This is a genomic window from Streptomyces angustmyceticus, assembly GCF_040701845.1.
Lineage (GTDB): Bacteria > Actinomycetota > Actinomycetes > Streptomycetales > Streptomycetaceae > Streptomyces > Streptomyces angustmyceticus_A.
This window is the reverse complement of the sequence record NZ_JBFBHQ010000006.1, coordinates 142,608-158,039: the sequence shown is the minus strand read 5'-3', so window position 1 is coordinate 158,039 and position 15,432 is coordinate 142,608. Positions and strand designations below refer to the sequence as shown.

Annotated in this window: 14 protein-coding genes; 8 read left to right on the top strand and 6 right to left on the bottom strand. The window is 71.2% G+C overall.

Annotation, left to right across the window (positions count from 1 at the left end):
- Nucleotides 1-53 precede the first annotated feature (53 nt).
- Nucleotides 54-812: a dioxygenase gene (locus tag AB0411_RS16260; protein ID WP_366417942.1), complete on the top strand. Its 759-nt coding sequence runs from the start codon at nucleotides 54-56 to the stop codon at nucleotides 810-812.
- A 66-nt stretch (nucleotides 813-878) separates the two neighbouring features.
- Complete coding sequence (locus tag AB0411_RS16255) at nucleotides 879-2,054, top strand: hypothetical protein (RefSeq protein ID WP_366417941.1); 1,176 nt, start codon at nucleotides 879-881, stop codon at nucleotides 2,052-2,054.
- 167 nt (nucleotides 2,055-2,221) lie between these two features.
- Here the strand turns inward: AB0411_RS16255 and hemC are convergent, their stop codons facing one another.
- Entirely contained in the window at nucleotides 2,222-3,157 is a 936-nt protein-coding gene (gene hemC / locus AB0411_RS16250) for a hydroxymethylbilane synthase (RefSeq protein WP_366417940.1), read from the bottom strand.
- A gap of 92 nt (nucleotides 3,158-3,249) precedes the next feature.
- On the opposite strand from hemC, the gene AB0411_RS16245 reads away from it, so the two are divergent.
- Entirely contained in the window at nucleotides 3,250-3,906 is a 657-nt protein-coding gene (locus AB0411_RS16245; RefSeq protein ID WP_366417939.1) for a hypothetical protein, read from the top strand.
- Nucleotides 3,907-4,121: 215 nt separating this feature from the next.
- Here the strand turns inward: AB0411_RS16245 and AB0411_RS16240 are convergent, their stop codons facing one another.
- The 3 genes from AB0411_RS16240 to AB0411_RS16230 form a co-directional block, all read right to left on the bottom strand.
- The gene (locus AB0411_RS16240) at nucleotides 4,122-4,820 is read right to left on the bottom strand and encodes a class F sortase (RefSeq protein WP_366417938.1); all 699 of its coding nucleotides are present in this window, start codon (nucleotides 4,818-4,820) and stop codon (nucleotides 4,122-4,124) included.
- A 126-nt stretch (nucleotides 4,821-4,946) separates the two neighbouring features.
- A complete protein-coding gene (locus AB0411_RS16235) occupies nucleotides 4,947-5,813 on the bottom strand; it encodes a hypothetical protein (RefSeq protein ID WP_366417937.1) in 867 nt (288 codons plus the stop codon).
- Nucleotides 5,814-6,753: 940 nt separating this feature from the next.
- Nucleotides 6,754-7,482 carry a Mut7-C RNAse domain-containing protein gene (locus AB0411_RS16230; RefSeq protein ID WP_366417936.1) on the bottom strand — a complete coding sequence of 243 codons (729 nt, stop codon included), beginning with the start codon at nucleotides 7,480-7,482 and terminating at the stop codon, nucleotides 6,754-6,756.
- Between the two features lie 304 nt (nucleotides 7,483-7,786).
- Between AB0411_RS16230 and AB0411_RS16225 the strand changes: the two genes are divergently transcribed.
- Nucleotides 7,787-9,076 (top strand): ATP-binding protein, encoded by a 1,290-nt coding sequence (locus AB0411_RS16225; RefSeq protein WP_366417935.1) that lies wholly within the window; start codon nucleotides 7,787-7,789, stop codon nucleotides 9,074-9,076.
- Nucleotides 9,077-9,277: 201 nt separating this feature from the next.
- On the opposite strand, the gene AB0411_RS16220 is transcribed toward AB0411_RS16225, so the two are convergent.
- Nucleotides 9,278-10,039, bottom strand: coding sequence for a chitinase (locus tag AB0411_RS16220; RefSeq protein WP_366417934.1), 762 nt, complete (start codon nucleotides 10,037-10,039; stop codon nucleotides 9,278-9,280).
- Nucleotides 10,040-10,602: 563 nt separating this feature from the next.
- Here AB0411_RS16220 and AB0411_RS16215 point away from each other — a divergent pair.
- Nucleotides 10,603-10,899, top strand: a complete 297-nt coding sequence (locus tag AB0411_RS16215) for a hypothetical protein (protein ID WP_366417933.1) — start codon at nucleotides 10,603-10,605, stop codon at nucleotides 10,897-10,899.
- Between the two features lie 289 nt (nucleotides 10,900-11,188).
- Here AB0411_RS16215 and AB0411_RS16210 read toward each other — a convergent pair whose 3' ends face one another.
- Entirely contained in the window at nucleotides 11,189-11,428 is a 240-nt protein-coding gene (locus AB0411_RS16210; protein ID WP_366417932.1) for a DUF6296 family protein, read from the bottom strand.
- A 555-nt stretch (nucleotides 11,429-11,983) separates the two neighbouring features.
- Here AB0411_RS16210 and AB0411_RS16205 point away from each other — a divergent pair.
- The 3 genes from AB0411_RS16205 (at nucleotide 11,984) to AB0411_RS16195 (ending at nucleotide 15,312) form a co-directional block, all read left to right on the top strand.
- A complete protein-coding gene (locus AB0411_RS16205; protein ID WP_366417931.1) occupies nucleotides 11,984-12,361 on the top strand; it encodes a VOC family protein in 378 nt (125 codons plus the stop codon).
- Between the two features lie 666 nt (nucleotides 12,362-13,027).
- A complete protein-coding gene (locus AB0411_RS16200) occupies nucleotides 13,028-13,774 on the top strand; it encodes a hypothetical protein (protein ID WP_366417930.1) in 747 nt (248 codons plus the stop codon).
- Between the two features lie 485 nt (nucleotides 13,775-14,259).
- A complete protein-coding gene (locus AB0411_RS16195; RefSeq protein ID WP_366417929.1) occupies nucleotides 14,260-15,312 on the top strand; it encodes a PQQ-dependent sugar dehydrogenase in 1,053 nt (350 codons plus the stop codon).
- Nucleotides 15,313-15,432 lie beyond the last annotated feature (120 nt).

Here is a 15,432-nt window from a genome sequence, read left to right as displayed (position 1 = left end):
GGTCCGTCCCGTCGGGTGCCCCGTCAACGAGTCCCTTCCGGCAAGGAGATGCGATGCGGTACGACGACGACATCAGCCCGGGGCCTGCAACCGGCCCGCTGCCCGCGGCACGGGCAGACGGCGGGCAGGGAAGTTCGCGAAGGTCCTTCATCCGGTCCACTTCCGCGGGGGTGACCGCGGTGGCCCTCGGGGCGGGCGCGGCCGCCTCGACAGGCCCTGCGGCCGAGGCGGCGGAGGCGGGCCGGCCCGCGACGGCCCGCCGCGCTACCCTCCCGCTCGCCGTCACCCCGGCCTGCTCGGGCCAGGAGACTCCGGCATCCATCGAAGGCCCGCTGTTCAAGCCCGACTCCCCCGCACGGGGCGACCTGATCACCCCGGCCACCCGCGGGGTGCGGCTCGACCTCAGCGGAGTCGTGTACGACACCTCCTGCACGCCGCTGCCCGAAACGCTCATCGAGTTCTGGCAGTGCGACGAGAACGGCGACTACGACACCTCGGGGTTCTCGCTGCGCGGGCACCAGTACACGGACAGCAGAGGCGCCTACCTCCTCCGCACGATCATCCCCCGGGACTACTGGGGTCGTTGGGGCCAACGGGCACCGCACATCCACACCCAGGTGCAGGCCCCCGGCGGGCCCGTGCTCGTCACCCAGTTGTACTTCCCCGACGACACCCAGGCGTACGGCAGGGACTTCGCCGCCCTCAACGCCGCCGACCGGCTGCTCAACCGCGCCTGCACCCTCAAGCTCACCGGGTCGGGGGACGGCCGCTACACCGGCACCTTCGACTTCGTGATCACCACCAAGGTCTAGCGAGCAGGAACGGCCCGCAACCGCCGCCATGTCCCGGCCCGTTCACCCACCAGACAAGGAAGAGCCATGCCCTCGAACCACCCCCTGCTGCACAGGAAGCGTCGTCCCGTCCGGGTACCGCTGCTGGCAGCACTCGTCGCCGCCACCACGGCCACCGGCGCCCTGGTCCTGACCGGCCTGAACAGTGAACCCACCGCCGCCGCGGCCACCGCCGTTCCTGCCCCCTCCGCCCCCTCGTCGTCCCGTGCCGCACGCTGGCAGGCGACCCCCGTGCCCGTGAAGAAGGGCGATCTGACCGCCATTGCTGCGCTGAGCGACAAGCAGGCCTGGGCCGTGGGCTACCGGCTGAAGAGCGCCACCGCGCTCGAAGCCGTCGCACTTCGCTGGGACGGGGCATCCTGGACCCAGGAATCCACGCTGCCGGAGAACAGCTTTCCGCAGGCCCTGGCCGTCCGGTCGGCCGCCGACATCTGGGCGGTGGGCAGCGCGTCGGCCCACTGGGACGGCACCCGATGGACCGCACACCAGCTGGACCGTGATCCGGGCGGCCGGGTCGTACCCGACGCCGTGACCACGACGTCCGACGGAAAGGCCTGGACCGTCGGCCGAGCCATGGACCGGTCGGTCAAGGACGGCGTCCCGGCCATCCAGTCGTGGGACGGCACGAGCTGGCACCGGCAGCCCCTGCCCGACGTCGGCAAGGGCGAACTCAGCAGCGTAACGGCCGTCGCTCCGGACGACATCTGGGCCGCCGGCGCCGCCTATGCCACCGACGCCGCATCGCCGCAGACCGCACTGCTGCTGCACTGGGACGGCACCAGCTGGCAGCGCGTCACCGCCCCGGGCCCCCGGGAGTCCCACAACTGGATCGGCGGGATCACCGCGTTCGCCGCCGACGACGTCTGGGCGGTCGGCGGCAGTACGTCGGGCAGCACGGAACGTCCCCTCGCCGTGCACTGGAACGGCAGGACCTGGACAACGGCGAAGACACCGGACGTGGCGGACGGCCGCCTGCGCGCCGTCGGCACGTCGGGCGACGGCACCCTATGGGCGGCCGGCGGCAAGGGCGCCGCACCCGTGGCCCTGCGGTGGAACGGCAACACCAACCAGTGGGACAAGGCTTCCGTCCCGGACCTCGTCGTACGCAGCTTCACCACGGTGCCCAAGAGCACCACCCTCTGGGCCGCCGGAATCGCCACCCAAGGCGACCTCGTACCGGCGATCACCCGCCTGAAGGACTGAGCCGGCGGCCCACGGCCGCCTCTCGCACACCCTCACCACCGCGCACTCCTCGACCACGGCCGGGGTGGACAGGACCTCCCCGTCCACCCCGGCCGGGCCAGGACACCCCACCAGCATCGCCCTCCGGCAGCCGGCCGAAGTCGCCGGTCGCCTAGGCGACGCACACGTCAGTGCGCGATGCCGTCGATCAGCTCGCGGGCGCCCTGGCGGAGCAGGGCGACGGCCACGGAGGTGCCGAGTGTTTCCGGGGTGAGCGGGCCGGCCCATTCGTGGGCGTTGAGTACCGTTTTGCCGTCGGGGGTGAACACGCAGGCGCGCAGGGACAGTTCGCCGCGGCGGTCGGTCCTGGCGTAGCCGGCGATCGGGCTGTTGCAGTGGCCCTGCAGCACGTGCAGCAGCATGCGTTCGGCGGTGGTCTCCTGGAAGGTCCGGGGGTGGCCGAGGCCGCTGACCGCATCGATGGTGTCGGTGTCACCCTCCCGGCACTGGAGCGCCAGCACACCCGCGCCGATGGGCGGGCACATCTCGTCCACCGACAGGATCTGCGTGATCACGTCCGTACGGCCGATGCGCTCCAGACCGGAGACGGCCAGCAGCAGCGCGTCCGCCTCGCCGGCGGCGAGCTTCTCCATGCGGCGGTTGGCGTTGCCGCGCATCGGCACGCACTGCAGGTGCGGATGGGAGGCGGCGAGCTGCGCGATCCGGCGGACCGAGGAGGTGCCGATCCGGGTGCCGTCGGGAAGTTGGTCGAGGGTGAGTCCGCCGGGGTGGATCAGTGCGTCCCGGACGTCATCGCGTTCGAGGAAGGCGGCAAAGGTGGTGCCGGCCGGCAGCGGGCGGTCGCCCGGGATGTCCTTGACGCAGTGCACCGCGAGGTCCGCCTCACCGGCCAGGAGCGCGGCGTCGACCTCCTTGGTGAACGCGCCCTTCCCCTCGACCTGGGAGAGGGCGCCCATCCAGCGGTCGCCGGTCGTCTTGACCGGGATGACCTCGGTGGCGATACCGGGATGGAGGGCGCCGAGTTCGGCGCGGACGCGCTCCACCTGGGCCAGGGCCATCGGCGAGTCGCGGGAGACGATACGGATGAGTTCAGGGGCGGACATGGGCCCACGATAGACCGTCAGGATCCCTACCACGGACACCAGCGGGCCCCGTTCCGGCCGCGCTCCTCCGGCACTCGAGGTACGGTCCACCCATGTCCCGATCAGCCGAAGCCACATGCCCGTCGTCCGCCGTCGCCGCGGACGATCTCGACCGCGCCGTACAGCTCGCGGTGGCCGTACTGCAGACGGCGCCCCCCACCGGGTGGGACGGCAAGGCGGGGTCGCTGGAGTGGGACTGCTGGGAGACCGTCGAGCACCTCAGTGACGACCTCTTCGCCTACGCCGTGCAACTGGGCCCGCGAAGGCCGCCGTTGGAGGGCGCTGTGCCCTTCGTATGGCAGAGCCGGCGGCCCGGGGGCCCGGCGAACGCCGTGCACGCCGACCGCGCGGCAGGGCCTGCCGGGCTGCTGCAGGTGCTGGAGGCGAGCGGCGCCCTGCTGGTGGCCATGGTGCGTACGGCGTCGCCGCAGGTGCGGGCCCACCATGTGTTCGGGGTGTCGGACCCGGAGGGGTTCGCCGCCATGGGCACCCTGGAGACCCTGGTGCACACCCACGACCTGACGGAGGGGCTCGGGCTCTCCTGGAACCCGCCCGCCGACGTGTGCGCACGGGTGCTGGCCCGGCTGTTCCCCGATGTCCAGGAGGCCGCCGATCCGTGGCCCACCCTGCTGTGGGCCACGGGGCGCACCGAACTGCCGGGGCGTCCCCGCCGCACCGCATGGCGCTGGTACGGCAACGTTCAGGAGTAGGTCCCGGGGGAGGGTGAAGAGCGAGGGCGCGGGGCGAGAGGACTGTCGGCAGGTTCGGCGCGGCGCGCCGGGCAGTACGGTGTCCCCGGCCCCCACCCCCACCCACGACAGAGCCCAGGCCGGCGAATCACCGGCCTGGGCTTGTCCTGCGGATCCCGTGTCACCCGGGACGCCCAGGAGGAGAGTCCTCCCCGGCCTGGGCGTCCCGGACGGTCTCAGACGTGTCGGTACGAGGCGAGGTGGGCGAACACCACGATGTTGTCGACGTAGTCCTTGACCTTCCTGTCGTATGCACCACCGCAGGTGATCACGCGGAGCTGCGCGGTGGAGGCATCGGCGTAGACACGGTCGTTGGGGAACCGGGCCTTGCTGAAGGTCTCGACGGAGTCGACCCTGAAGGTCGCGATGATGCCGTCCTCGCGGGTGATGTTGATCGAGTTGCCGGGCTTGAGCGATTCGAGTTGCAGGAACACCGCAGGTCCGGTCTTGGTGTCCACGTGACCGGCGATGATCGCCGAGCCGCGCTCGCCCGGCGCCGCACCGTCCTTGTACCAGCCGACGAGGTTCCTGTCCCCCGCGGGCGGCGCATTGAGCTGCCCGGTCGGGCCGATGGTCAGCTGGGTGAAGGGTGCGTCCACGGCGATCTGCGGGATCGTCACCCGCTTCGGGGCGGAACGCGACAGGGCCAGATCGGGAACCGACGGGTCCGCGGAGGTGTGTGGTGAGACGGAGGACGCCACTGCGGGGCGTGTGGGGGGCTTGGGGTCCGCAGAGGTGTCCACGGAGTTGTAGACGAGGAGGGAGCCCAGCAGAAACGCTCCCGCGGACCACAGCAGGCCGCGGCCGACGGGGCGCGACGAGTAGGCGGTCCGGGATGGGTTCGCATTCGGCTGGGGCGACTGCTGGGCGGTCATGTGCAGGTGCCTTTCATGAACGGGGCGGCGAGACGTAGGGGCCGTCGGTAATGCAGTCGCCGCGGCCACCGTCCACGAGGAACGGTGGCCGCGACAGCGCAGCGGCCCCCGTATGGGGCAGCCGGATCAGGCCGCCGCAGCGCCCGAGCTGTTGCGACGACGCAGCATGTACGCACCGGCACCGAGACCACCGAGCATCAGCACGGAGCCGGCAGCCATGCCGCCACCGGTCGCCAGGCCGCCACCGCCGGTGTGGATGCCACCGTGCGGCCTGCGGTGCTCGCCACCGCCGCCGTAGCCGCCACCGTCGTGGTCGCCGTAGCCGCCCTTGTCACGGCCGCCGTAGCCGCCGCCGTCGTGGTCGCCGTAGCCGCCCTTGTCACGGCCGCCGTAGCCGCCCTTGTCGCGGTCGCCGCCGCCGCGGCCGTGGTCGCGGTCGCCACGCCCGTGCTTGTCGTGGTCGTCACCGTAGCCGCTGCCCTGGTCCCAGTCGGCCACGACGACCTTGGCCATGGCGCCACCGCCGGTGTGGACACCGCCGCTCGGCCGCCGGTCGCCGCCGCAGTTGTCACGGCCCCAGCCGCCGCGGCCGTGGTCACGGTCGCCGTAGCCGTTGCCGCCGCGGCCGTGGTCACGGTCACCGTAGCCGCCACGGCCGTTGTCACGGTCGCCGCCGCGCCCGTGGTCACGGTCGCCGTAGCCGCCGCGGCCGTTGTCACGGCAGTTGTCACGGCCCCAGCCGCCACGGCCGTGGTCACGGTCACCGTAGCCGCCGCGGCCGTGGTCACGGTCACCGCCGCGGCCGTGGTCACGGTCGCCGCCGCGCCCGTGGTCGCGGTCGCCGTTGCCGTTCCTGCCGTGGTCGTCGTTGCTGACGGAAGTAGTGCTGTCCGAGGCAATGTCCGCCGTGATCATTGCGTTCGCAGCGGGGGCGGAGATTGCGAGCGCCGCCGTAATGGCGGCCGAGGCGAACAGGGTGCGAGCAGTGCGCATGGGGACATGTTCCTTTCGGCGCGACTGCGAAGGCTGACTCTTTGCCGGCTCATCGGATCGCAGTGGCGACGTGATCACCGTCATCCTGATCGCGGCCTCGCACCACCGGAGAACGTCGCATTCGAGGGACGCCATGGGCTCTTCGGGTGGCCGAAGCCAGCGGATTCACCCGTTGGATGGCGCGCGTCGTCGGCGTGTCGCGCAACGTGTGGGCTAGAGGCGCTTTTGTGGGCCCTCCACGGCGCCGTGACCAGGCCCGGAACCCCCGCGGCGAGCCGGGCTCTCCGCGACACGCCGACGAACGCGACGGCCGCGGTGACCCGCCGACACGACGGCGCACGGCAACGGGTGTTCGAGGCCGGGCCCGGCACGGCCGGCACGAGCGAGGCCGACGTTCGGTGCGGCCTCCGGCGCTCGTCACCACGATCGCCGGGCTCCCGCAACGGCTGTGCGGCAGTGGGTCGTTCGGCGGGAGGGTGCGGCCAGGTTCTCCCCGGCGGGACGATCGGGGGCGGTTCGGCGGCGCGGGGATTCAGGTACGGCTCCCGCTCGCTGCGCGCGACGCTTCCGGGCGCTGAATCCCTTACTGGCAGGTCTGGTTGAGGCACCCCGCCGCGACCGGCGCCGCCACGTTCACCGCCCTGACGTCGGACCAGACACCCTCCCCGCACCACCGGCGACCGATCACGGCCACGAGTGAATCCGGCCGCGCACCGGGACCCCCGCACACGGGCCGTCGCTCAAAGTCGCTCATTGCACTCCAAGAACACTCCAAAGGCAATCCAAGGGCGCTCCAATGAACCTCCAACCACGCCTCAAGCGGTCTCCAAAGGCATTTCAAGCCCTCACCCGAACTAAGGAATTCGTACGACCGACGGACCGAGCCGACAGGCCGTCTCCCCCGTCCCGTGAAATACGGCGGGTCGGCCGGTCCCTGGGCTCAGGCCGTGCTGTCCCGGAGCGCCTTCTCGACGATCGCCTCCAGCCGCGCATGGTGCGCCCCTCGCCAGTAGACGCGCCCGCAGGCGGTGCACTGCGCGAAGACGTCGTACGTGCGTTGAGTGCCGTGCTCCAGGTGCTCGCTGACCGAGTTCTTGTCGGCGTCGGCCAGCCCTCCGTTGCAGGCGGTGCAACGCGTCCAGGGGGCGAGCGCGGGGGCGAAGCGGCCCAGTACGTCGCGGAGTTGGTCGTCGGGCCGGTCACTGTAGACGAACGCGCCCGCCCAGATCTCCCGGCGTCGCAGCAGCCCCCGGTCCCGGGAGAGCAACACCCGCCGCTCCTTCGCGGAGAGCGTGGCCAGCGCCGCGTCACCAGGGTCCTCGTTCGTGTACGCCGCGTCGACGCCGAGCAGCCGGAGCCTGCGCGCCAGGGTGCCGAGGTGCACATCGAGCAGGAACCTCAGGGGCGCGCCGGGGATCCGCTGCGGGCGCTCGACGGCCTGCACCTCGATGCTCTCGCCCGCCCCCGGGACATGGGAGACGGCGACCTCGGCCCCGTCCGCGACGAGTCTGCCGACCTCGGTGAGCGGGACACCGAGCGACTCGACGACATGGCCGAGCGTCGACGAACCATCGGTCACCACGGGCGCAGGGCCGGCCGCGGTGTACTTCGAGGCGACGAAAAGGTGCAGCTCAGGAGCGAAGCTGACATGGATCTCAGGACCGTTCACGCCGCTCAGCATGCCATCGGGCGGGCCCGGCCAGCCAACGGATTCCCGCCGGTCACAGCAGGTGGGAGCGGGCCCGCGGATGCGCCGGGCCGCTCCCCCGCCTGCTCTCGTCGACCACCGCCCGGCCGGACCGCTCGGGTGCGCCGGCGCCGTGCGTCGACCGTGGCCGCGGCGGATCTGGCTACGTACGGACCGTAGCGATTCCGCGTCCCGGATTGTTCACGGTGGAGCGGGACCCGCTCCCCCGCCGCCCCTAGCCTCGCTGCCACCACATCACCAACATCACCAATGAGGGGCGGTACCGGTGAACTGGCTCATCCACGACTACCGCGAGAACGATCTCGCCGAAGTGGTCCACCTGATCGACTCCACGGCGGAGCTCGGGCAGGAGTCCGTCTTCTCGCTCGCCGAGTGCATCAGTGCGCTGACCTCGCGGCAGCCGGCCGTGGTGGCCGTCCACCAGGGTGTGCCGATCGGCGCGGCGCTCGCGTGTGTGGCCGGTGAGCGGGGCTGGGTGATGCGGATCGCCATCTCGTCGGCCTGGCGTGGCCGGGGGCTGGCGAGTGCGCTGCTGGTGGAGCTGGAGCGGCGGCTGATCGCCGCGCGGGTGAGCCGTATCGCCTATGTGCTGCCCGAGGAGGACCTGCTCGGGGAGGGGCTGCTCAACGCGGGCTATACGCGGCAGCCCGCCGTGGCCTACTTCGAGAAGGTCGAGCCGCACCATGGCCCCGCGGCCAGCCTCCTCGAAGACCTCGGCGGACGGTTCCTGCCCACCGACCTGTGGGCGAAGGTGGCCGGCATGGAGGCCGAGAAGGACCTCATCGAGCGGCGTGTCGTGCTGCCGCTGGCGGAGCCGGAGCGGGCCGCCCGGCACGGCGTCCGGCCACCGCGGGCGATCGCCCTGTTCGGTCCGCCGGGGACCGGCAAGACCACTTTCGCCCGGGGTATCGCGGCCCGGCTCGGGTGGCCGTTCGTCGAGCTGCTTCCGTCCCGCCTGGCCGACGAGGGCAATCTCGCGGCGGCCCTGCGCAGCGCGTTCGCGCGGATCGCGGAGCTGGAGCGGGTCCTCGTCTTCATCGACGAGGTCGAGGAGATCGCACCGGTCCGCGGCGAGGCGGCGCAGCCGGGCGGCCTGCACGGTGTGACCAATGAGCTGCTCAAGCTCATACCCGGCTTCCGGGAGCGGGACGAACGGCTGCTGGTGTGCGCGACCAACTCCGTCCGCTCGCTCGACCCGGCGTTCCTGCGCCCCGGCCGGTTCGACTACCTGATCCCGATCGGCACGCCGGACACCGCGGCCCGGTCGGCGATCTGGTCCCGGTACACGGACGGCCGGGCCGATGTCGATGTCGCGGCGCTGGTGGCGGCGAGTGAACTGTTCACCCCGGCCGACATCGAGCATGCCGCCCGGGTGGCCGCCCAGGCATCCTTCGAACGGGACCTGGAGGCGATCGGCGTCGGCGCGGGCGCACACGGCCGGCTCGGGGCGAGCACCGAGGACTATCTCGCCGCCATCGCCCAGTGCCGGCCGACCGTCACCCCCGAAATGATCGACGAATTCAGCGCGGACATCACGGCCCACGCACGCTGTTGAGGGGCGTCGTGAGGGGCGTGCCGCCCAGGGGTGCGGCAGATGGTGGCCCGGCCACCGGTGGTCGTGCGTCACGGCCGGTGGCCAGCAGCCGGCCGTCAGGCGCGCAGGGCGAGCTCCGGGCTGCAGCGGCGGGACGTCGACGGCCGGCGTGCCGATTGGCCGGCACACCGACCGTCGGCCCGTCAGCAGCCCGTCGCTTCGTCAGCAGCTCAGGTGGTCGCCGGGTGTGGTGCCCAGGATCTGCACAAAGCTCTGGTAGCTGTTGATCCGGCTCTGCACCTGGCCGGGGTTGCCGCCGTTGCACTCCAGCGATCCGTTGATGCTGCGGATCGTCTCGCCGAATCCGGCGCCGCTGACCATGGCCTGGTGCGGGGTCATGGTGCCCGGCCCGGTCTGCGTGTTCCAGTACCAAAGGGCGGTCTTCCAGGCGACGGCGGCATCCTGCTCCACCAGGGAGGGGTTGTGCAGCAGGTCGATGCCGAGCGCGTCGCCCGCCGCCTTGTAGTTGAAGTTCCAGCTCAGCTGAATCGGACCGCGGCCGTAGTACGCGGCCTGGCCCGCCGGGCACCCGTACGGCTGGCCGGCATCGCAGTAGTGGGGGTAGTTCGCGGTGTTCTGCTCCACCACGTAGACGAGGCCACCGGTCTCGTGACTCACGTTCGCGAGGAAGGCCGCGGCCTCCTGGCGCTTCACGGTGTCGCTCCCGGTGTTCGCGAATTCCGGATACGCGCTGAGGGCCGCGGTCAGACCGCTGTAGGTATAGAACGCGTTCCGGTTCGGGAACATCTGGTGGAACTGCGCCTCGCTGACGACGAACTCCTCGGCCCGGGTATCGGCGCCGGCCGGAGCCGCGGCGCAGTCGGAGCAGCCCGCCGTGGCGGCCGCAGGCACCGTCGGTCCGACGACGGCCAGGCTCGCGGCCACGGCGGCGGCACTCAGCAGCGCGGCAATACGTGATCTCATCGCGTGACTCCTTCGCGCGGCCGGACTCCGGGCAGGAGGGGCCACGGCGTGTGGGGGGACTGACCGAACGGGCGGATTGCGCATGGGTGCTCTGCCGTACGAGCCATTGAGGGCAGGCCAGTTGAGGCATTCCGGAGACGCCTCAACCGCGCCCCCGCCCTACGGTGCCGGGGGACGGAAAACGGGACGATCAAGCGGTCACATGCACGAACGGGTGACGCACGACGGCAACTGCACCACTGCAAAGGCGACTAGGGAGGCGTCCACGACCGCCATCACTGCGGTCTAGACCAGCGCCAGGTTAGAGGCGGCGCGTGCCGCATGTCCATACCAATGCATCGAGCCGTCGACGCTCGCCGCTCCCGCCGGCGACGCCGGATGCACGGCACTCCCGCACCATTGCTACCGCCACCACCGTCGCCACCATCACTCGCGACCAGGTCGTGCAGCACAGGGCCATCGAGGACCGCGCGGGTTGAGGACAAAAGGCCCGCCAACTACCCGATCCGCACGGATTCTTGGGTCGTGCGCAGGTTTGAACTCGTGGCAGGTACGCTGACGTGGTGTCGCGTAGCGAGTTAGAACGACTGGCCAGAATCCGGATACAGGTCACCGGTGAGACGCTCGAACGCGCCATGGCCGTGCTCGAAGGCCAGATGACCCACCCCCCAGCGCCTACCGACGCCGAGGCCGAGGCCGAGCCTGCCGGGAACGACGAGGTCCGCCGGCTCGACGCGGATGGCGAAAGCAAAGACGAAGACACCGGGGGCGACGAGCCCACCAGGGCCCGCCAGCGCCTCCCTCTGCCGGACGGCGGCCGAAGGACACCTCCGAAGCGCAACCACCTACGGGGCCTCTGAGTCGCGGGGCGGGGCAGCCCCTCCCGCTGCGTGTCCGCATCCGCACCAGCCGCTCTTGCGCGGCGGCAGACGGTGGGCGGCAACCGAGGCCGGCTGCGATCTCGGATTCGGGAGGGAAGTGCGGCTGCGACTGCGCTTTCCGTTCGACGGAGCGACACACGGCAGATAGTCACTCACCGGGAGTATTCACAGCCGGGAACGCAAAGCAACCGCACCCTTACGCAACGTGAGACCTCTCACCCATACGCCCCCCGCAAGCGCCCCCTCGCCCCCTCGCCCCCTCCAGGAGTCAGCGGTCGCGAGGAGTCAGCGGTCGCGCCAGCAGCGGCGTCTGGAGCATCTGATGCCCTCCGCTGGCCAGCATGCGGACTTCGCCTCGGTCACTGATCTCCGCGCGTACGATCCCCGACTCGTCCTCGTAGACCGGATAGCCACCCGCTCCGGCCCGCTCGGTACGGTGGACGATCACCACGTCGTCCTCGACGGCAGGGGCTTGAAATACCAGCTCAAAGCATTCCGGGTAATCCATCGGGGCCTCCCGACACGGCTCTGCGGGTGCTCCGGGAGTCGCTCCCCGGCACCGCTGCACGGGCGCCGTTGCACCTCGGCCATTCCATCGTCACCCACAGCCGTCCGGCGCGCCTGAGGAGGGCGGGGAAAACGCCTGATTTCTCAGCGAGCGGACGCATGCCGAGCCCGTCCCCGTCGGGCCGAGCGGAGGTGCGCCCCGCTCCCGTGCGCTGTCACGGGAGCGGGGCGGGTCCGAGAAGCGCCAGCAGCTCGGATAGTGACGAGAGCCACCGTAGGGGGCACCACTGACAACGGCGGGTCCGGCGGAGCTCGGCGGTGCGCGCAGGGCGAGCCGTCCCGCCCGGGTAGGACGGCGTGGTGATCGCTTATCCATGCGGTGACCACGCGGATCAGCCGTCGGCATCCGCTCCGGTCAAGGACTTCCGTCCTCACCCGATCGGGGTAGCGTCCACATGGCCACGGCGCGACGCTCGCCCGTCCGCCCGCCCGGGAAGGTCACGAGCAGGGATGTCGGGTCGTACGGACAGATGCCGACGCGTCGAGGGGAGCGATGATGGCGGGGAAGCCTAGGTTCGGGCTCGCGACGGTGGTGCTGGATTGTGCGGATGCCCATGCGCTTGCGGGGTTCTACCAGCGACTTCTCGGCTGGGAGGTGAAGGCCGCCGAACCGGACTGGGTGCTGCTCAGGGCCCCGGACGGAGGGACGGGGCTCGCGTTCCAGTCCGAGCCGGGATATCGAGCCCCCGTCTGGCCCGAACGGTGCGAGGAGCAGCAGAAGATGCTGCATCTCGACATCCGGGTCGATGACCTGGCGGAGGCCGAGGCGTACGCCGTCGCGGCGGGTGCGTCACGGGCGGAGTTCCAGCCGCAGGACGATGTGCGGGTGCTGTTTGATCCGGCCGGGCACCCGTTCTGCCTCTTCCTCCCTTGAGGGGCCGGACCGTTGGTGGCGGGCGTGGACCTGCCGGCCGCCGCGCCAGGTCCGGAGCCGAGCGCGCGGACCCGCTCCGTCACGCCAAGTGATCGCGGAGCGTGTGGGAATGGACACATGCAGGCAGTGAGGGGCGCGCGATGGGCCGACTGTCCTTGCTGGTCAGGAAGTTGAGATGGCCTCGGAGGAGCGCCCGGGGCGCGTGCGGCGGGCGTCGGGCACTCGCGCGCGGGTCTGCGTTGTCAGTGTCTGCCCCTAGCATGGCTCATATGTCCCCAACTCCTTCTGCCCCTGCGGGTGCGCCCGTTGCTGCTTCCGAAGCCAATGAATCGATCCGGCGTTTTGTCCGCGCCCGTCGCGGAATGGCGTGGTCGCCTCAGGACATGGCGGAGTATGCGGTGCTGTTGGAGATCTGGACGCTGGCCGTGCGCTCGGAGGTCACGGAGATCGTCGAGGCTGCCTAGGCCGGGCACGAAGGCTGCGTTAGTGATGCGTTAGCAGAGCGGCAGCGGCCGGGAGCAACCTGGTGCCCGTGCCGCTGACGGAATGCGGTACGCACGCCATGCCCCCACCCATGGCCGTGAGCACCGCACCTACCCACGCCAACGCAGCAACGGCGCGATCCCGCAGAGACGCTGTGCGGCCGAGTGCACGCAAAGGGGATTCATGTCCTGGAACAAGGGCTCCGAGGTCGACGCAGAGGTTCGCAGTGCCGCCGCGTCCGCCGCCACCGGCTCCGCCTTACGTCGAGGGCGTCGGATCGCCGCCGCTTCGCTGGTCGCCCTTGCCGCGTTCTCCCTGACCGCCTGTGGCAGCGACGGTGACGACACCAAGGCGAGCCCCAAGGTCTCTTCGAAACCCGATGCCTCGGATATCGCCAAGGAGGCCGACGCCCTCGGCGACGTAGCGGACGAACCGAGCACCAAGGGCACGCCGGCGCCGAGCCGGACGGCATCCCAGAAGAGCGGCGGCGGCAGCGCCAAGACAGGTGACGGCACAACAGGTCGCGACAGCGGGAAGAGCGGCGGCAGCGCCAAGACGGGCGACGGCAGCACGAGCAGTGGCGGCGCAAGCGCCGGCGCGACGGCCGGTTCCGGGTCGGTACCCGACACCGACGACGTGAGCGGCACCTGGGACGGCGTCCTCAAGTACCTGACCCCCGGCAGGATGATCGTGGCGCCGGACTCCGGCGCCGAGCAGCGCTTCTCCATCGGCCCGCAGACCAAGGCCCTGGGGGCCGCTGCCATATGCGGTGCGCCGGACGGCAACGTCACCATGGACGAGAACGGTTACGGCACCTCACCGTGCACCGAATCGCAGTTGGACGACGCCGCCAGGACGAACGCCGTCAATGTCCGGGTCACCGTCGAGGACGGCGTGGCGACGACGATCGCCGAGCACTACCACCCCTGAGCGTCGGGGGGTGCGGCCGATTGCTCCCACCAGCCGGGCCGTTCATCCCCGAGACCGGGACCTCCGAACAGCCCGCCGCCGTGGACCTCCCCCGTCCACGGCGGCGGCAGCTCGTCGGGCCCTCACCTCGGCGCGGTGGCTTCCGGGGCCGAACGGCAGGAAGCTTGCCTCTCAGCTCGGCGACGCCCCACGCCCACCTAGGAGCCGGAGGGAGTGCGCGTCGCCTCTTCCTCGCTGGAGGACCCATGCGCATGAGCACCAGAGCCGCACACCGCACCGTGGGGACCATGGCTCTCGCTGCTGCCCTGGCGGTCGGGCTTCTCGCCTCGACACCCGGCACGGGCCATGGCGCCACGCGTCACGGCCCGACGAGTCATGGCACCGGAACCCGGCACGCCGCCGCGGCCCCTCACATCACCGGAGCAGGGCACGCCGCCGAAGCAGGGCGCGTCGCCGGAGCAGCGCACGCCGCCGGAGCGAGTCCCGTGACCCGTACGGGTCGGCTGACGGATATGGGCCGCCCGGCCCGTACGCATCACCTGGCCGGCAACCCGGTTCATCCGGCGTCCGAGCCCGGCCCGCCCGCGACCATCTCGACGGGCTGGACCGTTCCCTGGGGTCTGAGCTGGCTGCCGGACGGTTCGGCCCTGCTCACCGAGCGCGATGCGTTCAAGGTCTCCGCACTCACCCGGAGCGGCACGAAGCGGGAGGTCGGCGAGGTCCCGAACGTCGTCACCACGGGCGGCGAGGGCGGCCTGCTGAGCATCGCCGTATCGCCGTCCTGGAAGACGGATCATCACGTGTACGTGATGCACACCGCCGACGAAGGCAACCGCATCGCGCGGATGACCTTCGACGGCAGCACCCTCAGCGACTACACAGTGGTGGTCGACGGCATCAAGAAGAACACGTACCACAACGGTGGGCGTATCAAGTTCGGCCCCGACGGCTATCTCTACGCCACCACGGGCGACGCCCAGACCCCCGATCTCGCCCAAGACAGGACTTCGCTCAACGGCAAGATCCTGCGGATGACCCCCGAGGGGAAGCCGGCCCCCGGCAATCCCTTCCACTCGCTGGTCTACTCCTACGGCCACCGCAACCCGCAGGGCCTCACCTGGGACGACCAAGGCCGCCTGTGGGAAGGCGAGTTGGGTGACAGCAAGTTCGACGAGCTGAACCTCGTCGAACCGGGCAAGAACTACGGCTGGCCCCGGTGCGAAGGGGGCTGCTCGACCTCCGGGATGACGAACCCCAAGCGTCAGTGGCCCGTCGCGGAGGCCTCGCCCAGCGCGGTCGCCTACGCCGACGGAGCGATCTACATGGCGGCCCTGCGCGGCGAGCGCCTGTGGCGCATCCCGGTCGACGGCACGAGCACGGGCACCCCGAAGGCGTACTACACCCACGACTACGGGCGGCTGCGCACGGTCGAATCCGTCCCCGGCACCAGGTCCCTGTGGCTGACCACCACCAATGCGGACAACAACGGCGAGGGTGAAGCAGGCTCCGACAAGGTGTTCCAGATCGACCTGCGGTAGTTCCCAGCGACCTGGCGTAGGTCCTGGAGGACCCCCGGTCGGCGTGTCGGCCGCTGCCTGCGCGGCGGGGCGACACGCCGGTGGCGGGCGGGAGGGAGGCGTCAGGCGTCCCACGGCTGG

What these genes read in the sequence shown, in the direction of transcription:
- AB0411_RS16205 (WP_366417931.1), top strand. Translation starts at nt 11,984, where the DNA reads ATGGCGGGGAAGCCTAGGTTCGGGCTCGCGACGGTGGTGCTGGATTGT.
- AB0411_RS16210 (WP_366417932.1), bottom strand. Translation starts at nt 11,428, where the DNA reads ATGGATTACCCGGAATGCTTTGAGCTGGTATTTCAAGCCCCTGCCGTC.
- hemC (WP_366417940.1), bottom strand. Translation starts at nt 3,157, where the DNA reads ATGTCCGCCCCTGAACTCATCCGTATCGTCTCCCGCGACTCGCCGATG.
- AB0411_RS16255 (WP_366417941.1), top strand. Translation starts at nt 879, where the DNA reads ATGCCCTCGAACCACCCCCTGCTGCACAGGAAGCGTCGTCCCGTCCGG.
- AB0411_RS16260 (WP_366417942.1), top strand. Translation starts at nt 54, where the DNA reads ATGCGGTACGACGACGACATCAGCCCGGGGCCTGCAACCGGCCCGCTG.
- AB0411_RS16245 (WP_366417939.1), top strand. Translation starts at nt 3,250, where the DNA reads ATGTCCCGATCAGCCGAAGCCACATGCCCGTCGTCCGCCGTCGCCGCG.
- AB0411_RS16220 (WP_366417934.1), bottom strand. Translation starts at nt 10,039, where the DNA reads ATGAGATCACGTATTGCCGCGCTGCTGAGTGCCGCCGCCGTGGCCGCG.
- AB0411_RS16240 (WP_366417938.1), bottom strand. Translation starts at nt 4,820, where the DNA reads ATGACCGCCCAGCAGTCGCCCCAGCCGAATGCGAACCCATCCCGGACC.
- AB0411_RS16200 (WP_366417930.1), top strand. Translation starts at nt 13,028, where the DNA reads ATGTCCTGGAACAAGGGCTCCGAGGTCGACGCAGAGGTTCGCAGTGCC.
- AB0411_RS16235 (WP_366417937.1), bottom strand. Translation starts at nt 5,813, where the DNA reads ATGCGCACTGCTCGCACCCTGTTCGCCTCGGCCGCCATTACGGCGGCG.